Raw genomic sequence first — 15,248 nt, forward strand, 5'->3', positions numbered from 1 at the left:
AAAAAAAAGAGGTGAAAAAATGAAACGACCAAAAGTGGATATGTGGTCAGTGGTGCTGGGAATCTTTGTGATTCTTCTGATGAATGCCTCTCATCTCCCCATGGGGGTGTCGGGATCAGGTGTCCCGAAACCGGCAATTTCATCTGAAACAATCGAGCAGGATCCAACGGGCTTGAATAAGGAACCTCGGAAGACACAGCCGGTTATTCCTCCGAATGATTCGGAGATGGTGGTGGAGCCGGATATTCCGCCTAATCCGGAGGCGGTGGTGACTCCCCCGGTGGTGGATCCGGAGATGGCGGTGGATCCAACAACCCGACAGCCTATGACCGAAGAAAAACTGGAACGATTGACTCCGGAAGAACTGGAAAAAAGCCCTTCCGATGAGAAATAACAGCAGAATCTAATAGCAGAGCGCTGAAAAAATTTCGATTCAATCGTTGTTAAATTTTTTCTATGACAACCCTCCGCAAGAGAGACTCGATGTGGCGTCGGGTGGGGTATGAAGATTGGGAGCCGTACCCGGTCACAGCGTGGGTGGACGCGGCAACCGCAAATGCTGGGGCTTGCTCAGGGGGTTGATGTTCCAGAATCGCCACACTGAATGCTCCCGCAAATGCATCGCCCGCTCCGGTGGTATCCACCGCCTCGACCTCGGGAGCGGAGATGACATACTGAACGTCCCTTGTGACTATCGCGCATCCCCCTGTTCCCAGTTTTACGCAGACTCCTTTTTCCGTGTTTCATGAGTCTCTTAGCCGCTTCCAAGGCCTGGTCATGAGTATCTATTGGAATGTTTGTCAATCGCTGAGCCTCGGATTGATTGGGGGTCAAATAGCAGTCGGCTTCCAATAATTCCTCATCCAATCTCTCCGCCGGTGAAGGATCTAGAACAATGGGCATACCACATTCCTCGGATTGTCGAACCACCTGCTTCACAATTGACAACGGGACTTCCAAATCCACAGACAATACGGATCCGGGTGGTGCCGATTGAATGGCGTATCTGACTAATTCTTCATCCTCTTTGGACCAGATGCCATTGGCATTCGGAGCCAACATCATCCCTTTTCGTCCGTTGGGTGGAACAATGATGACTGACACACCGGTGGCTTGGTTTTTTATGCTTCGGATGGTGGATACATCGACACCCATTGCCCGCAATGGATGAAGGGCGATTTCCTGAAGTGAATTGGAGCCTACATGGCCTATGCCTCGATTCCCAGATGGCCCAATGAGCAACTAGACCATTAAAGGCCGGGATGGCACGGTACGGTCGAAAAAGTCCAGCAGATGCTTTGTCACGATGTCCGGTTGATCCCACATCAGGAAGTGTCTTGCGTCTTTCACGCGAATCAGTCTCGATTCGTGGATATCATTCACCAGCCGTTCCCCGTAATGGATCGGCTGAAATCGATCCTTCACACCCCAGAGGACAAGTGTGGGAATTCTAATACCGGACAGGAGATGAGTAATCTCCGTCGTCAGATTGGTATTCAGTGCAGCAGCATTTCGTATGAGGGATAGTTTCCCCGTCTCAGTGGTGTAGGGTGCCAACAACCCCTCCAATATGTTCCGGTTCAGGGATGACGCAAATCCGCGTTTTAAGGCTTGTCGAAGCAATCGCACGGCCAGTGAGGCCGATAGTTTCCGATGCGCTTCAGGGTGTCCGAACTGGAGCATCAATTCAATTGGCCAGGAGTCATAACAGACGGTGTTCATGACGATCAGCGCTTCGACTCGTGCGGGGAATAGGGTGGCCATCCTCAACGCCACCCCGCCACCGATATCATGTCCGATGATTGTGGCCCGAGGAATCCCTAATTGTGTCATCCAGGCGGTGATCATGTGTGCCTGGCAGGCAATGGATCGGTCAAAACAATCCGCCTTATCACTAAAACCAAATCCGAGTAAATCGGGAATCAGGACGCGACGGGTTCGCGCCAACTCAGAATAGATACCGTGCCACAGGTAACCCCAGACCGGAATCCCATGAATCAGAATGACCGGGGGACCATCTCCCGCCTCCACATAACTGACAAACCGGTCATTGACCCGGCTGACATTTTGGAGCCGTTGAAATTCGCGCCAGGTCATGTCGATGGTTCCAGGACCGGTGAGGAGAATTCGATGGGAAAGGGAGATCCCTCTAAGTCCTGACGAGATCGCCAATCCAGGGATATCAGCACGATATTGATAATCAGGGGTGGCAAAAGTTGGGTAAAATGAGCGGTCGTCTCAAGGAAGTGTGTGCGTTTCCTACCCAGAATCCTCAACTGATCCTCAGACACAGTCAGTCGAGGAAGCACATGGCTCGCCATCTGTTGAGCCGCTTCCCGCAGTGTTAGCGCGGTTTCCAGGTAAAGAGGGTGGGTGATCACCGGTTTCAACCGATGCCATACTGAACATAAATATTCCGGCCACAATGCCAGCGTGCGATAATCGCTGTTAATGCCGGGTAAACCCAATGTTCGTTGGATATCCCGGAAGGTTCTCCGGAGAGTGGCATCGTCGGGGGTTTCGTCGATCATTTCCATGGGATACATGCGAAGGGGAATGCCTCGTGGAACAAGCTCATGATCCGGTCGTTGGGACTGGAACCCGGGCATGGTTGGGTGTTGGCAGGCGTACTCCACCACGGACGAAATGACCAGGAGCTTGGGATTGATGTAATGATAGAGGTCGAGAGCCGCTTGTATCTGAAAACTCTGACTCTCCCCCAATCCGACGGACGCGGCGGCATCTAACCGAGGAAGTTTCTCCGCAAGGCGGGCAGCTAGCGCCCGGATCTGATTGGATGATTCTTCAAAGAGACGGGTTTCAGCGACCGGTCGAATTGACTCCCATAAGACAGGGAAAAAATTCGGATAGGTGGCCCATGTGCGAAAGTTGAGATTCACTCCCGACACACGAAAGACCTGTTTTATCTCATGAAAAATGCTGTCCAGCTCTTTTTCAGCCTCTTCTTCTGGTATGGGATGGTTTTTCATAATACACGAAAACTCGCATCTGAAGGTATTGTCTGATCTCGTTCCCGGATCATCCCACTCTCCTCCCGAGAATCAAAGTGTGGCCCACGCGCCTGGAATTGACTACTAGCAGAAACCCTGAAATTCCACCGCATGCCAGGGTTTCTGTTAGTTGTTGAACCTTTTGACCTTCCTTATCTTCTAAATTACACTGAGCGACCGTCTACGGCGTGGAAGTGCGTCGTCCACAGAAATGAAGGGAGGCCATGTATGATTATTTCACCAACGACCACACGAGTTGAGGAACATACCGACGATGACATAAATGAGGAAATTTACAACCGCACCCAAAATAATGTCCTGTTGTATGCCTCCGCCGGACCTTCGGCTATCGATCGACGGTTAAGGGAGCTCGAGGTGGAATGGGATATTGAAAGAGTGCTTGAAGCCAATGCAGCCTCATTTTCCCTCATGGGCCTGGCCTTGGGCGCTTTTATTGATCGCCGGTGGTTTATGTTTCCTGCCGCCGTCGCCGGTTTTCTCCTGCAACATGCCATACAAGGTTGGTGCCCGCCGGTTCCCCTGTTTCGGCGAATGGGAATACGGACCACACATGAGATTCAACAGGAACGTCATGCGTTAAAGGCATTGCGGGGAGATTATCGGGACGTGGCCGAAATAGCGGGCCAGGTCAATGGGGCGGACGTGCCGCAAGTGACTCAAGCATTTGAGGCAGCCGGAAATACCTCATCCTCCTGAAGAAGTTAAGAGCATTCTCGAAACATTCATCAGGTATAACTTATGATCATAAAACAGTTTCATGTGGAAAGTTTGGGGCACGCCTCGTATCTTCTCGGTTCGGAAGAAACCGGAGAGTCCCTGGTGTTGGATATCCAGCGGGACGTTGAGCCCTATCTCAAAGAATCCCGCGCTCAGGGGATGACTATTGCGTATGCTCTGGAGACCCATCAACACAATGACTATGTGACGGGAATCCGTGAATTAGCCGAAAGAATTCCTCTTCAATGTTTAGCGGGCCAACATGCCTCACTCGGATATGACGCGCGTCCCATGGCCGATGGGGAACGGTTAACCATGGGCGAAATAGATTTTCACATTCTGCATACGCCGGGACATACACCCGAACACATCAGTGTCCTGGTGACAGACCGCTCCCGGGGGAAAGAACCCGTTCTGCTCCTTTCCGGGGGAGCCTTGCTGGTTGGTGATGTGGCCAGACCCGATCTCCTGGGTGGAACGGAAGAAGCGGCTCATCACGCGGAGGTCATGTGCAAAATGCTCCAGGAAAAAATTCTTCCGCTTCCGGACTACGTGGAAGTCTATCCGACGCATGTGAGCGGCTCTCTGTGTGGGGGGAATATCGGGAGCCGGTTGTCCACGACGATCGGATACGAACGGCGGATGAATCCTCTTCTGGCCAACATGGACACCAAAGACCATTTCGTCAAACAATGTCTGGATTTAAAACATCTTCCCGGTGTGCCGCCCTATTGGCCCAGAATGCGAAAAATGAATACGGAAGGCCCACCTCTTCTTGGAACATTGCCCGAACCGCCTGCACTCACGCCGGATCAGTTTGGCCGACTACAGGAAAAAGGGGGAATAGTCGTTGATTGCCGTCAAGCCGAAGGGTTTACGACTCATATTCCCGGTGCGCTGAACGTCGGACTGGGATCGTCGTTTCCGACATGGGCCGGTACGGTCATCCCGGCGGATTCACGTGTCTTACTTGTTTTGGATGATCCGGCAGACCTTTGGGAAGTGTGCTGGCAGCTTCTCCGAATCGGATATCCCATCCCGGCAGGTTGGCTGGCTGGAGGAATGTTTGCATGGCGTACGGCCGCCAAACCTCTTCAGATTCTTGAACAATGGACAGTCTTCGATCTGGAACAGCAGCTACAGGATAACAAAAAGCTGGTCGTGCTGGATGTGCGCCAGCCGGGGGAGTGGGCCGCCGGACATATTGACAGGGCGCAATTCGTGACGGGAAGTGCACTGCCTCAACGATTTCAGGAAATCCCGCGTGACCGACAGGTCGCGGTCATTTGTGGAAGCGGATACCGTTCTTCTGTTTCCGCTGCATTTCTGCAATATCACGGATATAAAAAGGTTGTGAATGTTCTGGGGGGTATGAGTGCGTGGAAATCAGCAGGATTTTCCACCGTGAAGGATGATGAACATGCATGAGGAATTGGAGGTGATGGAGCAGAAACTGAATAGTTACAGAAAGACCATTCATTTATGGAAAGCCGGGTTCTATGGACAAGAGGATGAAAATTTTCCTCTCGGAGAACCTTGACTGGCTTGGTCGTTCAATCATTTACATGAGCCTCAAAAAGGCCTGCTCGAGAGTGTCTATCTAAGCCTGGATATTTCTGTGGAACAGCAACGGAAGGAGCGGAGGGATTTGATTTCTCAGGCGAAGGCTCAATGCGGAGTCAATGCCATTGCCGGTGAATTTAACGGGGAATCGAAGCCATTGGAAGGCGTGAAGGCCAAAGGGGGATGCGAATAAATTGGGTTTACCAGGAACCTGAGACTGAAGGCTGGCTATTGGATGAATGTCCTGAGCCAAAAATATTGGTCCCCCTATGTCGTGGGTGCGGCCATCGGGGTACTGAGCTGGTTTGCCTTTGCCTCGGCCGATCATCCCATTGGCATTACGACGCCGTTCGAACACACAGCGGCCCTTATTTTTCAAACTGCCGATCCCACCCTGACTCAGGCATATATGCAGAAAACAGAGAAACAGCCCGTCATCGGGTGGGAATGGATGCTGGTGCTTGGTGTCTTTAGCGGTGCCAGTCTCAGTGCATGGCTGTCGGGAGACCGTACGCGGGAAATTGTCCCAGAGCTTTGGCAGTGGCGCTTCGGTTCCAGCGTGCCTCTCCGTCTCGCAGGGGCCTTTCTCGGAGCGGCGTTAATGATGATAGGGGCCAGAATCGCCCAAGGGTGCACGAGTGGACATGGCATCAGCGGAACCCTCCAGCTGGCGCTCTCCAGTTGGGTTTTTGTCGTCGTGATCTTTTCCGTGGCGGCCCTCACCGCCTTTGTCATGTTTGGGAAGAGAGGACGCGAACATGTTTGATCCGCCTGACCGTCTTTTGTTGGGGTTGGTGACCGGAATCCTATTTGGTTTTCTCCTTCAGAAGGGGCGTGTGGCCAAATATCCGATAATACTTGGACAACTGCTGTTGAAAGACTGGACGGTGTTAAAAATTATGCTGACGGCAATTGCCGTGGGCGCAATAGGCGTTTATGGTTTGGTGGCTGTAGAATTGGCCAGTCTCCATATAAAACCCACGCTATGGGAAGGCGTGCTCGTGGGAGGGGTCTTGTTTGGTATCGGTATCGCCATTTTTGGATATTGCCCTGGTACTGGCGTGGCGGCATGTGGAGAAGGACGTAAAGACGCGATGGTAGGGGTGGTTGGAATGTTGGCGGGCGCCTGGGCTTATGTGTGGATGTATCCGCTATTGGTACCGCTTATTGGCGATGACGGAGATTCGGGGGAAAATCACCCTTCCTGAGGTGACAGGAATCCCCGCAGAGGGATGGATCGTGCTGGTTTGGGTGATTGCCGTTGGGGTTAATGTAGGTTTGCCGCATTCCCGTCCCGTTATGCAGGACCAATCTGAAAAGACCGCGTTGCACTAACTCGAAAGCGGGAATTCCAAGAGATAATCTCATGACAGTCAAAGCCGGCTACCAGCGGCTTCAGTGTTGGGAGAGTGTTCGAAGAGTACATTGTGAGGGAGTGAGGTGAAGGTTGAAAAGCGTTCTTGAGCCAGCAAATACGCCCTTTCCGCTAATTTAAACAGAAAATTTTCTTATTTTCGCTTCTGAAACATCTTTCCTACCATCGCCACTCCCGACATCTTACGGGGATCCTGTCTCTTGCTGAATAGGAATGGATACCGCTGATAAATTGCAGAGGTGATGAACTACATGAACATCCGGCAAGGGTAGGCGCTCTAAAGGGCTGGATGTCTAGGGAATGTGAGAGAAGAATTGAGGTGTTAAGAAAAACATTTACAAAAACAGAGATTTGATTCCCATGGGAGATGAAAAACTCTTTCAAAAATGGGCATCGGCCGATCGTCCGATCTCCCCTTCGTCCGATCGGCTCCTACCCCTCACTAGATGGCATTCCCTGTCCCCTAGTGATTTTTAGGGGGATGATACTTCATATCACTTTCACATACCTTGCCGACGTTTCTCCATTTCTTCTGCCTTTTTATCCTCACCCGTATATCCTGGCGAGGTTTCGCCTGGGGGCAGGGAGCTGGGACTACCAAAACTGGACCCTTCTTCCCCGACTCCGCCAGGGCGAGCGGCCTTTTGTTCTTCCGATTCAAAAGGTTCTGTATTTTGGCTAGAGGGACTCTTGGATTCTATTGAAGACCCCATGTGTTGTTTATTTTGCATAGCCGGATCATTTGACTGGTCACCCTGTCGGTTCATGTTCGATTGTTCAGCAAACACTCCGACGCTTGAAAGGACAAGGAAAGCGGAAAACCCCACCATGGTCATAATTTTTTTCATGTCATTTCTCCTTTGATGTGAATGAGTACGGTTGAAGATAATATAGGAACCTCACCCCTGGGCCATTAAGACCCAGGGGTTGGGAATCCGTTAAGGTCGATATCCATCAGGACGGTAATCATAATCTTTCCCGCCGGAACGCCGTGATTGATATTGATCGGCTCCTTGCCTCTGAGGATCATAGTGCCTTCTTGAGGTAGTGGTGTTATACCGGTCTGACGATCGATCCATCTGATCCTGATAATTTCTTTCACGACTTTGGGAATACATGGACCGCTGATTTCCGCGATTCCGGTTATCACCATCATCGTAATCCCTCATGTTTGACCGGGACTGCCCCCGATAATTGCCACGATCCCGGTTACCTCGGTCATAGGAATTTTTCTGATCAGCTCCCTCATATTGAAAGGCGCGATCATGTGGGGGGAATTCTGTTGGGCTGAAACTGTCTCGTCTTGTCTGAAAGTCCTCCGCATTTTGATCCTGGTAGTGACGCGATCGGTCAGACCCGGAACGGCTCATGCGAGACCGATCACGATCGTAACGATCATAGCCTTCCCGATTCCCTTCGAATGTGGGCGTATCCTCATAATAACGATCGCGGTCGGAGTAGAATCGATCCAATCTTTCATTCCATTTCGTTAAATTCTGTCGTTGCTCTTCAGAGAGGTCCCAATTTTTTTGGACGTGTGACCCGGCATTTTCCCCCTCTTCCAGAATGGGAAGGTTGCCTAATTGATTTTGGGTGACGTTCAGCTTAAAGGACTTATTACCCGATCCTTCCAACGCCTGCCAAGGAACGGAAATCAATTGTCCATCTTCTTTTTTTCTCACGATGGCATAGGTCAGGTCTCCGTTATTGTTCGTCATCACTCGATAGACACTTCCAATTGCCTGGCCATCGGACGATTTCACGGAATAATTGGCATCCTTATCCGAGATATCCAGGCCGCCTAATTGGCCGGCTGGAAGGACAAAATACTCATCGCCCATTCTTCCGGAACTAAAATAATTATCGTCATTCTGGCCCATCGAGCGGATAAACGTAGCCTTTCCTTCTTCATCGATTTTTGCCTTGACAAATTCTCCTTTTTCAAAATTACACTCGCCAAAAGAAAAACCGGCCTTGGATGCACTCTCCTGTGTGCCGGATGAAGTTTGACTTGAACTCTCCCCGCTTGAACTACCGAACAGGCTACTCGAACTCTGTCCTGTGCTTGACGAACCCTGACTCGAGGAGCCTTGACTCATCTTAGAACTCTTGGCACTCATCCCTTGGGGACACATCCGGTTGGTTTCGTCATTAATCCGGAATGTGATGCGTTCTCCATTACTCGCGCGAAGGGTGATTTGATCGCCGTTCTTTTTGGAGATTTCTCCCTGGATGATTTGCTCCATAGAGTTGGAGCGTTCCGATTCCATGCGATCCGACCGGTCGCGTGACATACCGGATTCGGCCAATAACGGTAATGTCAATAATGGAATCCCGGCAAGGATAACTGATCTGGCCATTTTGTTCCGCGTGAACATAATGTGGCACCTCCTTTACATAGTGAAAAATTTGAGTAAATACTTTCCACAGGATAAATGATTTTTGCACCGGTACAACTGGAGAAAACCCTGGTTTGGGATTTCTTTTTCCAAGGGTTTATCCCAGTTTGGTCGGATGGGAAGGACATGGTATATCGAATCAGAATTGTTTCTTTTATTATCCTTGCCTGTTCCAAAGAAGGAGGTTTTATGACTACCAAAATTCGTCAGGTTCTTTCATCAAGTTCTATTGTCGGAACGAACGTCCAAAATTCCGCGAGAGAAGACCTGGGAGAAATTAAAGATCTCATGATCGATCTCTCAGGAGGACGCATTGCCTATGCGGTGCTGTCATTTGGGGGATTTTTAGGAATGGGAGATAAACTGTTTGCGATTCCCTGGGAGGCATTTCAGGTCGTTCAAGAAGAGGAAATCTTAGTCTTAAACGTGGCAAAGGAGAAATTAGAACAAGCTCCCGGTTTTGACAAAGATAACTGGCCGGATATGGCTGATGTGACCTGGGGAAAAAGCATTCATGCCTATTATGGTTATGACCCCTATTGGGATTAACCTCGTGAAATCCCTGAAACCAGGTTCACAGTGATGGAAGGCTGCTCAGCAGGAACTCGCCATCCCGGCGGGTTCTTGCTGCGGACTCCACTCCTCTTTCAAACGCCTCTCTTTCCCACTGAAAAAATCTCTACTGACTGATCCCATTCCTGGTCGACTCCACAAATTCTTCCGTTGAGTGATCTAACGCCCGGCCAGCCCGGCCTTTTCCTTTGTGGATAAATAAGAGGTGAGGTTCCGCTGACGAATGGCTGGATGAAGGGATAGACAGCTCATAGGGAACAGGGCGTTGATGGTCAGACAATTGCAAATTTGAATTATAGACACTATTAAATTTCCATAACATTTTGACAAAATTTGTCTGCCCGCGGAGGAGGAGGCCGGCTGCAATCCCCATAGTGCCTTTTAGCGCACTCCAGCCAAAATGTTTGTGGATGAGAATTCGTTGGGTGTTGACCAGCTCTTGATAAAATTCCGGCAATGGCAAGAGGGTGGGGAGCACCGAATGTTGGATGTCGTATAACCGGTAATCCCGCGTCGTCACTCTCCGCGATTCCTTGTGCCACGTTTCAGTGCCGGGGTAGGGCGTGTTGACACTAATGTTGACAACCTCCGGGACCTCCAAACACCATTGACGCACGGTTTCAAATCGTTCCTTATCCCAGCTGGGATCGGCAATGATGTTAATGGCCACGATGATGCCCAGAGAGAGGGGGCAAATTCCAGTGCCTCAAAATTTTGGCCGAGTGAGAGGCGTTTTCGATGTTGGATCAAACCTTTCTGATCTATGGCCTCCAGCCCGATAAACATATATTTCATTCCCAGCGTTTTCCACAGGCGGAAGACTTCTTTATTTCTCAACAGGACATCACCAGGGGTTTCGAGATAATAGGACTTTTTAATACCCCGGCGTGCTATGGCCTCACCAATGGCCATGCCATGCTCTGCCTGGATGAAGGCCACATCATCTACCAAAAACACTCCGGGTTCACGAATGATCTTCGACGACCACCTCAGGACTGACAGGGCGATAACTTCGTCCATAAAATGTCCAGGCACTACAAAATGAACAATCCCAGGGACACCCGCGAGTTACTTCAATGGATGCGCAAGGATCCAGTACCCCAAGAAAATATTTGCTCCGGTGACGAAGTAAATGCCTGGCCGGCCTCACCTCATCCAGAGACTTGACGAATTCAGGAGGCGGTCCCTCAGCTTCTGGTGTGACCACACCGGGAAGCCGGTGTACATTTGAGCGGTCATGTTGGATTGCGTTGAGAAGAGGCCCGATGACCCGTTCGCCTTCCCCTTTGACAATGGCATCGATGGCGCCCTCTGCATGCTCCAGAACCTCCCTGGCGACAAAAGAAAGGCTGTGTCCTCCGGCCACGATAAAAATATTTGTAAACGAGGCCTTGGTCATTTTTGCGAGATCGATGATCTCGGGAACATTCGATAAATAATTACAGGAGAGCGCGACCACATCGGGGCACCATTTCTTCAATATTCTGAAATATCCCGGTGTATTTCCACCTGCAAATCTATAAGTCGCACGTCATGACCAGCCTGTCTGGCTGCTCCCGCGACCAGTTCCAAGCCCAAGGGCTCCAAACGCAAAAAAATTTTGGTATACATCAACGGACCGGGATGAACGGCGAGAATTTTTAAAACGAACCTCCTTTTACATGTACTAAAAGACCGCGCTTTCGATTCTTCTGTAGATGGCGAAAGGTCACCCAGGGTTTTTCAGAGTATATGCCATTGGTGCAATCAGGTATGGTGTATTCAGACAACCACCTACAGACAGGAGGCGCAGGTATTCATGGTCGATACGAGTATTAAAAAAGTCCAATCAGATCATTCTCCTAAGGGTTCCATGGGACAGACTTACTTAGCCACGGGCGTGGGAATAGCCATGCGATTATGGGAACAATTGCCTATTGGACAGACACAGGAATCTTCATCCAGGGAATATGAAACCATCGGATATGTCATCCACGGTCGAGCTGAGCTGCAGTTGGAAGGTCAAACCATTTTGCTGAATGCGGGAGATTGTTGGGTGGTTCCCAAAGGCGCAAGTCACAGCTATACCATTCTTGAAACATTCACCGCGGTTGAAGCGACCCACCCCCCAGCGCATGTCCATGGTCGCGATGAAGTCCCCCCCTCTTGATGTGCCGGCTGTTTCTGCCACAGTGAAATGATTCATTATGGATTGACAGCCGGAAGCTCATGTTCTGGCGCATGTTCCACCTTCCGGAAGATTTGTAAGGCCTCAGGCATTTCTTCTTGAAGACGTGTAATTCTCGTCTCATGGCTTGGATGGGTGGAAAGAAATTCGGAGGGGGCTCCCTCGCTTCCTTGTTGCATGCGTTGCCACACCCGAACCGCTTCCTGAGGATCATAGCCAGCCCGGGCTGCCAGAATCAGCCCAATAGAGTCGGCTTCGGATTCATGCGTGCGACTGTAGGGGAGGAGGATGCCGACTTTTGTTCCCAAGCCTAAGGCAGCCATCGTGGCCTGCCCCACAACAGGGCCCGCACCACTTACCCCAAGCCCCACGGCGGCAGCGGATAGTCCGGCTTGAGCAAGCACCTCCTGACTCATACGCTCCGAACCGTGGCGGGCAAGGGCATGGACGACCTCGTGTCCCAGAATGGCCGCCAGTCCGGCATCGGTTTTGGCAACGGGGAAGATTCCGGTATACACGGCAATCTTCCCGCCCGGCAAAGCAAACGCATTTTTGGTCTGGTCATCTTTGATCACAGTGACTTCCCACTTAAAGGCTTTGGCGTCTTCCGCAAATTTGGATTCTTTTGCCGCTTGGATGATTCTTTCCGCCACACGATTTACGGCTTCTTGTTCCTCAGGGGATTGAGATTGTTGGACTTTAGGATCGGAAAGAATTTGCTGAAAAGCCTGTTCGCCCATTTCTGTGGCCTGAGATTGCGGTACCACAACAAGTTGGGACCGATCGGTATACGGAACGGTTTCGCACCCTATCGCCATGCTCATGAATATAATCAAAGAACAAAAATGTTTACCAAGGTGAAGACGCGGAAAAACGATTTGTTTGTGCATAAATGTACTCTCACGTTAATGGCTAAGAAATCAAATCAAATGAACCAGTGAAAATCATGAGGGAACCGGATGGTGGAATGCAAAAGACAAGTGACTCTTTGAAGGTGGACAAAATGTCTATCGGGCCAATAATAAATACTTTCTGAGATGCCGGGTTCGCAAAAAAAGCCAGGGTGGGATTGATTGAGGAGAAAAGAAAAAACCAACAAGGACGAAAATATTCCAGTTCATGTAAAGCGAGGCGGTGTCGATGAGGTATAGCCAGGGTAAGCCGGACTGTAGATGCCGCTTCAGCGCCTGATTAAAACAAGGACTGTTTGCAGAGTTTCCAAGGAATAGGGCTCTACCTGAGTGGTGGTCGCTCCGAGGGAGAACGCATGGTCAATCACAGTCCGAGCAGAATGCGTCGTTGTGAAAATGATGAAAATAGTTGAGATATCGTAGGTCGTTCCTAAGGTGTGGATGAATCGAAAGCCATTCATTTCCGGCATACGATAATCACAAATCACAAGATCAAACCGTGAGGAGCGTAATACGCTAAGACCTTCGCGACCACCAGCCACCCCCTGCCACACATATCCTCACGAGTATAATCTGGTTGTTAGAATTTCCCATGGTCCGGATGGTCCTCCACGATTAAAATTCTCATCTTACGTACCCTTTGAGATATGTGGGTGGACCAAAGGTTTCAGTCATAGGCCCGGGAAAATGTGACGATGACCTGCATGAGTCAATGCTGTTGATTTCATTATCTTCTCAGTCAGTCCAGGGGGGTAACTATCCCGGCTGACGCCTTCCTTCTTCGGTTCTAGCCTCACTGCTTCACGAAAGAGGTTTACTGTCTCTTTCATCATTATCCTATTTCATGTGAAATGGTTGACGGTTGTACACGACATGTTTTTCTCCTTATCCCATTGGACAGATGGAACTGCCACTCGTGGGGCTGTTGCAGTCCGTTGGTAAACAGTGAAAAAACCCGGACAAGAAGATTCTGAGGTGACAACCTGAGTTGTCGCCTGGGACAAACCTTATACATTTGGTTTTTTCTAATTGCCGATTTGTCCATTGGTCCGTTTGCGCGTTCATGCTAATGATATAGGGGAAGACGGCAATTGAGAATCTGGCATGAAGGATTCAGCTTTAATGTTGGACACTCAACAGTTTTTCAATTGAAAATTACATTCACTATTTCAGGAGGTGTATGATGACAAGATTTTTAACAGTGTTGACGGCAACCGCGTTCATGCTGGGCATGACATCCATGGGAATGGCCGGCCAGGGAATGAAGGCCGGTTCCGCTGAGGAGAATGTCCCTGAGAACATTCAACGTAGCACCCCGTCCGCTGAGCCTTCACTCGACAGCGGAAGTGGTCCGGGGAGCCGAGCGGATCAATTAACGGAAATGGAGGATGTGGATCCTAAGAATCCCAATATGTCGAATAAGGAAGGAAAGGCTGCACAGGCCGCCAAAGATTTGAAGAACAAGGATCAGCAATCTCCAATATCCAGTCAGAGTTCATCACAAAAAAGTCACTGATGTCCTGAGTAGCTTGGTAGCGTGTCGCATGTCATGAATTGGCCGTCAATCCGGTAAACCCCATTGACGGCCAATTGCTCAGTTCACAACATTCTTGATGTCTCATTCGTGAATCAGGTTCGATGTCCGCATAGTTGGTGTCAATGGTCGTCCGGACTGGGTTGACGGTTACGGACTTACATAAGAAGAGGAAACGACATGTTACGAGATCTTAATAAAATTAAAAACTGCGTGCTCCAGGGTACGGATGGAATTATCGGTACCGTGGCAGACTTCTATGCCAATGATCAGACATGGAAAATCCATTATCTGGCTGCTGACACCGGAAACTGGTTGCAAGGCCGGCATGTGTTGATTTCTACCCAGAGTTTTATGCACCCCCATGAAGATGTTGGGTCGTTCCGGGCCTTAGTCAGTAAAGCGCAAGTTGAGGGCGCGCCGGAGTTTGAAATAGAAAAACCATTCTCCCGGGAGAAGGAACGGGAAATCTGCAATTATTATCAATGGAATACCTATTTTCCAATTGACGAGAGGGAACTTGCGGTGTTCCCCGGCACATTAACCAGCGCGAACGGGCTCAAGGATTTTTCCCTCCAGGCGACGGATGGTGAAATCGGGAAGATTATTAATTTCCTCATTGACGATGCCAATTGGACCGTGCGCTATTTGGTCGTGGATACCTCCAAATGGCTCGCCGGCAGAAAAGTGTTGATCAGTCCCATGTGGAATAAATCCATTAACTGGGCAGAGAGAATGATGGTCGTGGACCTCAATCAGGACCAGATTGAAAAATCTCCGGAATATGATCCAGCCGCCCCAATCGAACGGGTGTACGAAATAAATCTGTATAAACATTACGGTAAACCACAATACTGGTAGAACTAAGAGTAACCTGCATGCCAAAATTTTGGTGTGATGTTAGGGGAGGGAGGACATCCTGGTAAAAAGGGCCAGCCATGGTAATTCTTTCGGAGAAACAGGCCTATCATCAGGTT

General features: G+C 49.9%; 18 protein-coding genes and 1 pseudogene. 10 read left to right on the top strand and 9 right to left on the bottom strand.

Features of this window, described 5'->3' with window-relative positions:
- The first annotated feature begins 19 nt into the window (after positions 1-19).
- Complete coding sequence (locus tag PQG83_RS02475) at positions 20-394, top strand: hypothetical protein (protein ID WP_312746414.1); 375 nt, start codon at positions 20-22, stop codon at positions 392-394.
- A gap of 49 nt (positions 395-443) precedes the next feature.
- On the opposite strand, the gene PQG83_RS20850 is transcribed toward PQG83_RS02475, so the two are convergent.
- From PQG83_RS20850 to PQG83_RS02490, 4 genes are read right to left on the bottom strand one after another with little or no spacing between them, the layout of a single operon-like run.
- A complete protein-coding gene (locus PQG83_RS20850; protein ID WP_376753548.1) occupies positions 444-644 on the bottom strand; it encodes a PfkB family carbohydrate kinase in 201 nt (66 codons plus the stop codon).
- The gene (locus PQG83_RS02480; protein ID WP_312746416.1) at positions 571-1,242 is read right to left on the bottom strand and encodes a PfkB family carbohydrate kinase; all 672 of its coding nucleotides are present in this window, start codon (positions 1,240-1,242) and stop codon (positions 571-573) included. The genes PQG83_RS20850 and PQG83_RS02480 overlap by 74 nt, the downstream gene beginning before the upstream one ends.
- Positions 1,243-2,097 carry an alpha/beta fold hydrolase gene (locus PQG83_RS02485; RefSeq protein ID WP_312746417.1) on the bottom strand — a complete coding sequence of 285 codons (855 nt, stop codon included), beginning with the start codon at positions 2,095-2,097 and terminating at the stop codon, positions 1,243-1,245.
- Positions 2,094-2,990, bottom strand: coding sequence for a halocarboxylic acid dehydrogenase DehI family protein (locus tag PQG83_RS02490; protein WP_312746418.1), 897 nt, complete (start codon positions 2,988-2,990; stop codon positions 2,094-2,096). Before PQG83_RS02490 ends, PQG83_RS02485 begins: the two co-directional genes overlap by 4 nt.
- A 249-nt stretch (positions 2,991-3,239) precedes the next feature.
- On the opposite strand from PQG83_RS02490, the gene PQG83_RS02495 reads away from it, so the two are divergent.
- The 5 genes from PQG83_RS02495 (at position 3,240) to PQG83_RS02515 (ending at position 6,520) form a co-directional block, all read left to right on the top strand.
- Positions 3,240-3,728, top strand: a complete 489-nt coding sequence (locus PQG83_RS02495) for a hypothetical protein (protein WP_312746421.1) — start codon at positions 3,240-3,242, stop codon at positions 3,726-3,728.
- A gap of 42 nt (positions 3,729-3,770) precedes the next feature.
- On the top strand, positions 3,771-5,177 hold the full coding sequence (locus PQG83_RS02500; RefSeq protein WP_312746423.1) for an MBL fold metallo-hydrolase: 1,407 nt from the start codon (positions 3,771-3,773) through the stop codon (positions 5,175-5,177).
- Positions 5,178-5,367: 190 nt separating this feature from the next.
- Positions 5,368-5,505: a hypothetical protein gene (locus PQG83_RS02505; RefSeq protein ID WP_312746425.1), complete on the top strand. Its 138-nt coding sequence runs from the start codon at positions 5,368-5,370 to the stop codon at positions 5,503-5,505.
- A 42-nt stretch (positions 5,506-5,547) separates the two neighbouring features.
- Entirely contained in the window at positions 5,548-6,078 is a 531-nt protein-coding gene (locus tag PQG83_RS02510; protein ID WP_312746428.1) for a YeeE/YedE thiosulfate transporter family protein, read from the top strand.
- Positions 6,071-6,520 carry a YeeE/YedE thiosulfate transporter family protein gene (locus PQG83_RS02515; protein ID WP_312746431.1) on the top strand — a complete coding sequence of 150 codons (450 nt, stop codon included), beginning with the start codon at positions 6,071-6,073 and terminating at the stop codon, positions 6,518-6,520. The genes PQG83_RS02510 and PQG83_RS02515 overlap by 8 nt, the downstream gene beginning before the upstream one ends.
- 667 nt (positions 6,521-7,187) lie before the next feature.
- Here PQG83_RS02515 and PQG83_RS02520 read toward each other — a convergent pair.
- Together PQG83_RS02520 and PQG83_RS02525 are read right to left on the bottom strand one after the other, a co-directional pair.
- Complete coding sequence (locus tag PQG83_RS02520) at positions 7,188-7,535, bottom strand: hypothetical protein (protein WP_312746434.1); 348 nt, start codon at positions 7,533-7,535, stop codon at positions 7,188-7,190.
- 90 nt (positions 7,536-7,625) lie between these two features.
- On the bottom strand, positions 7,626-9,065 hold the full coding sequence (locus tag PQG83_RS02525) for a hypothetical protein (protein WP_312746436.1): 1,440 nt from the start codon (positions 9,063-9,065) through the stop codon (positions 7,626-7,628).
- Positions 9,066-9,275: 210 nt separating this feature from the next.
- On the opposite strand from PQG83_RS02525, the gene PQG83_RS02530 reads away from it, so the two are divergent.
- Entirely contained in the window at positions 9,276-9,635 is a 360-nt protein-coding gene (locus tag PQG83_RS02530) for a PRC-barrel domain-containing protein (RefSeq protein WP_312746438.1), read from the top strand.
- Between the two features lie 130 nt (positions 9,636-9,765).
- Here PQG83_RS02530 and hpnR read toward each other — a convergent pair.
- A pseudogene (hpnR, locus tag PQG83_RS20855) lies at positions 9,766-11,270 on the bottom strand (hopanoid C-3 methylase HpnR).
- A gap of 187 nt (positions 11,271-11,457) precedes the next feature.
- Here hpnR and PQG83_RS02550 point away from each other — a divergent pair.
- Positions 11,458-11,808 carry a cupin domain-containing protein gene (locus PQG83_RS02550; RefSeq protein ID WP_312746445.1) on the top strand — a complete coding sequence of 117 codons (351 nt, stop codon included), beginning with the start codon at positions 11,458-11,460 and terminating at the stop codon, positions 11,806-11,808.
- Positions 11,809-11,843: 35 nt separating this feature from the next.
- Here the strand turns inward: PQG83_RS02550 and PQG83_RS02555 are convergent, their stop codons facing one another.
- Positions 11,844-12,650 (bottom strand): M48 family metallopeptidase, encoded by an 807-nt coding sequence (locus PQG83_RS02555; RefSeq protein ID WP_312746448.1) that lies wholly within the window; start codon positions 12,648-12,650, stop codon positions 11,844-11,846.
- 356 nt (positions 12,651-13,006) lie between these two features.
- Positions 13,007-13,291, bottom strand: coding sequence for a response regulator (locus PQG83_RS02560; protein WP_376753549.1), 285 nt, complete (start codon positions 13,289-13,291; stop codon positions 13,007-13,009).
- Positions 13,292-13,917: 626 nt separating this feature from the next.
- Between PQG83_RS02560 and PQG83_RS02565 the strand changes: the two genes are divergently transcribed.
- A complete protein-coding gene (locus PQG83_RS02565) occupies positions 13,918-14,253 on the top strand; it encodes a hypothetical protein (RefSeq protein ID WP_312746452.1) in 336 nt (111 codons plus the stop codon).
- 198 nt (positions 14,254-14,451) lie between these two features.
- On the top strand, positions 14,452-15,132 hold the full coding sequence (locus PQG83_RS02570; protein ID WP_312746453.1) for a PRC-barrel domain-containing protein: 681 nt from the start codon (positions 14,452-14,454) through the stop codon (positions 15,130-15,132).
- Positions 15,133-15,248 lie beyond the last annotated feature (116 nt).

This window comes from Candidatus Nitrospira neomarina, from assembly GCF_032051675.1.
GTDB lineage: Bacteria > Nitrospirota > Nitrospiria > Nitrospirales > UBA8639 > Nitrospira_E > Nitrospira_E neomarina.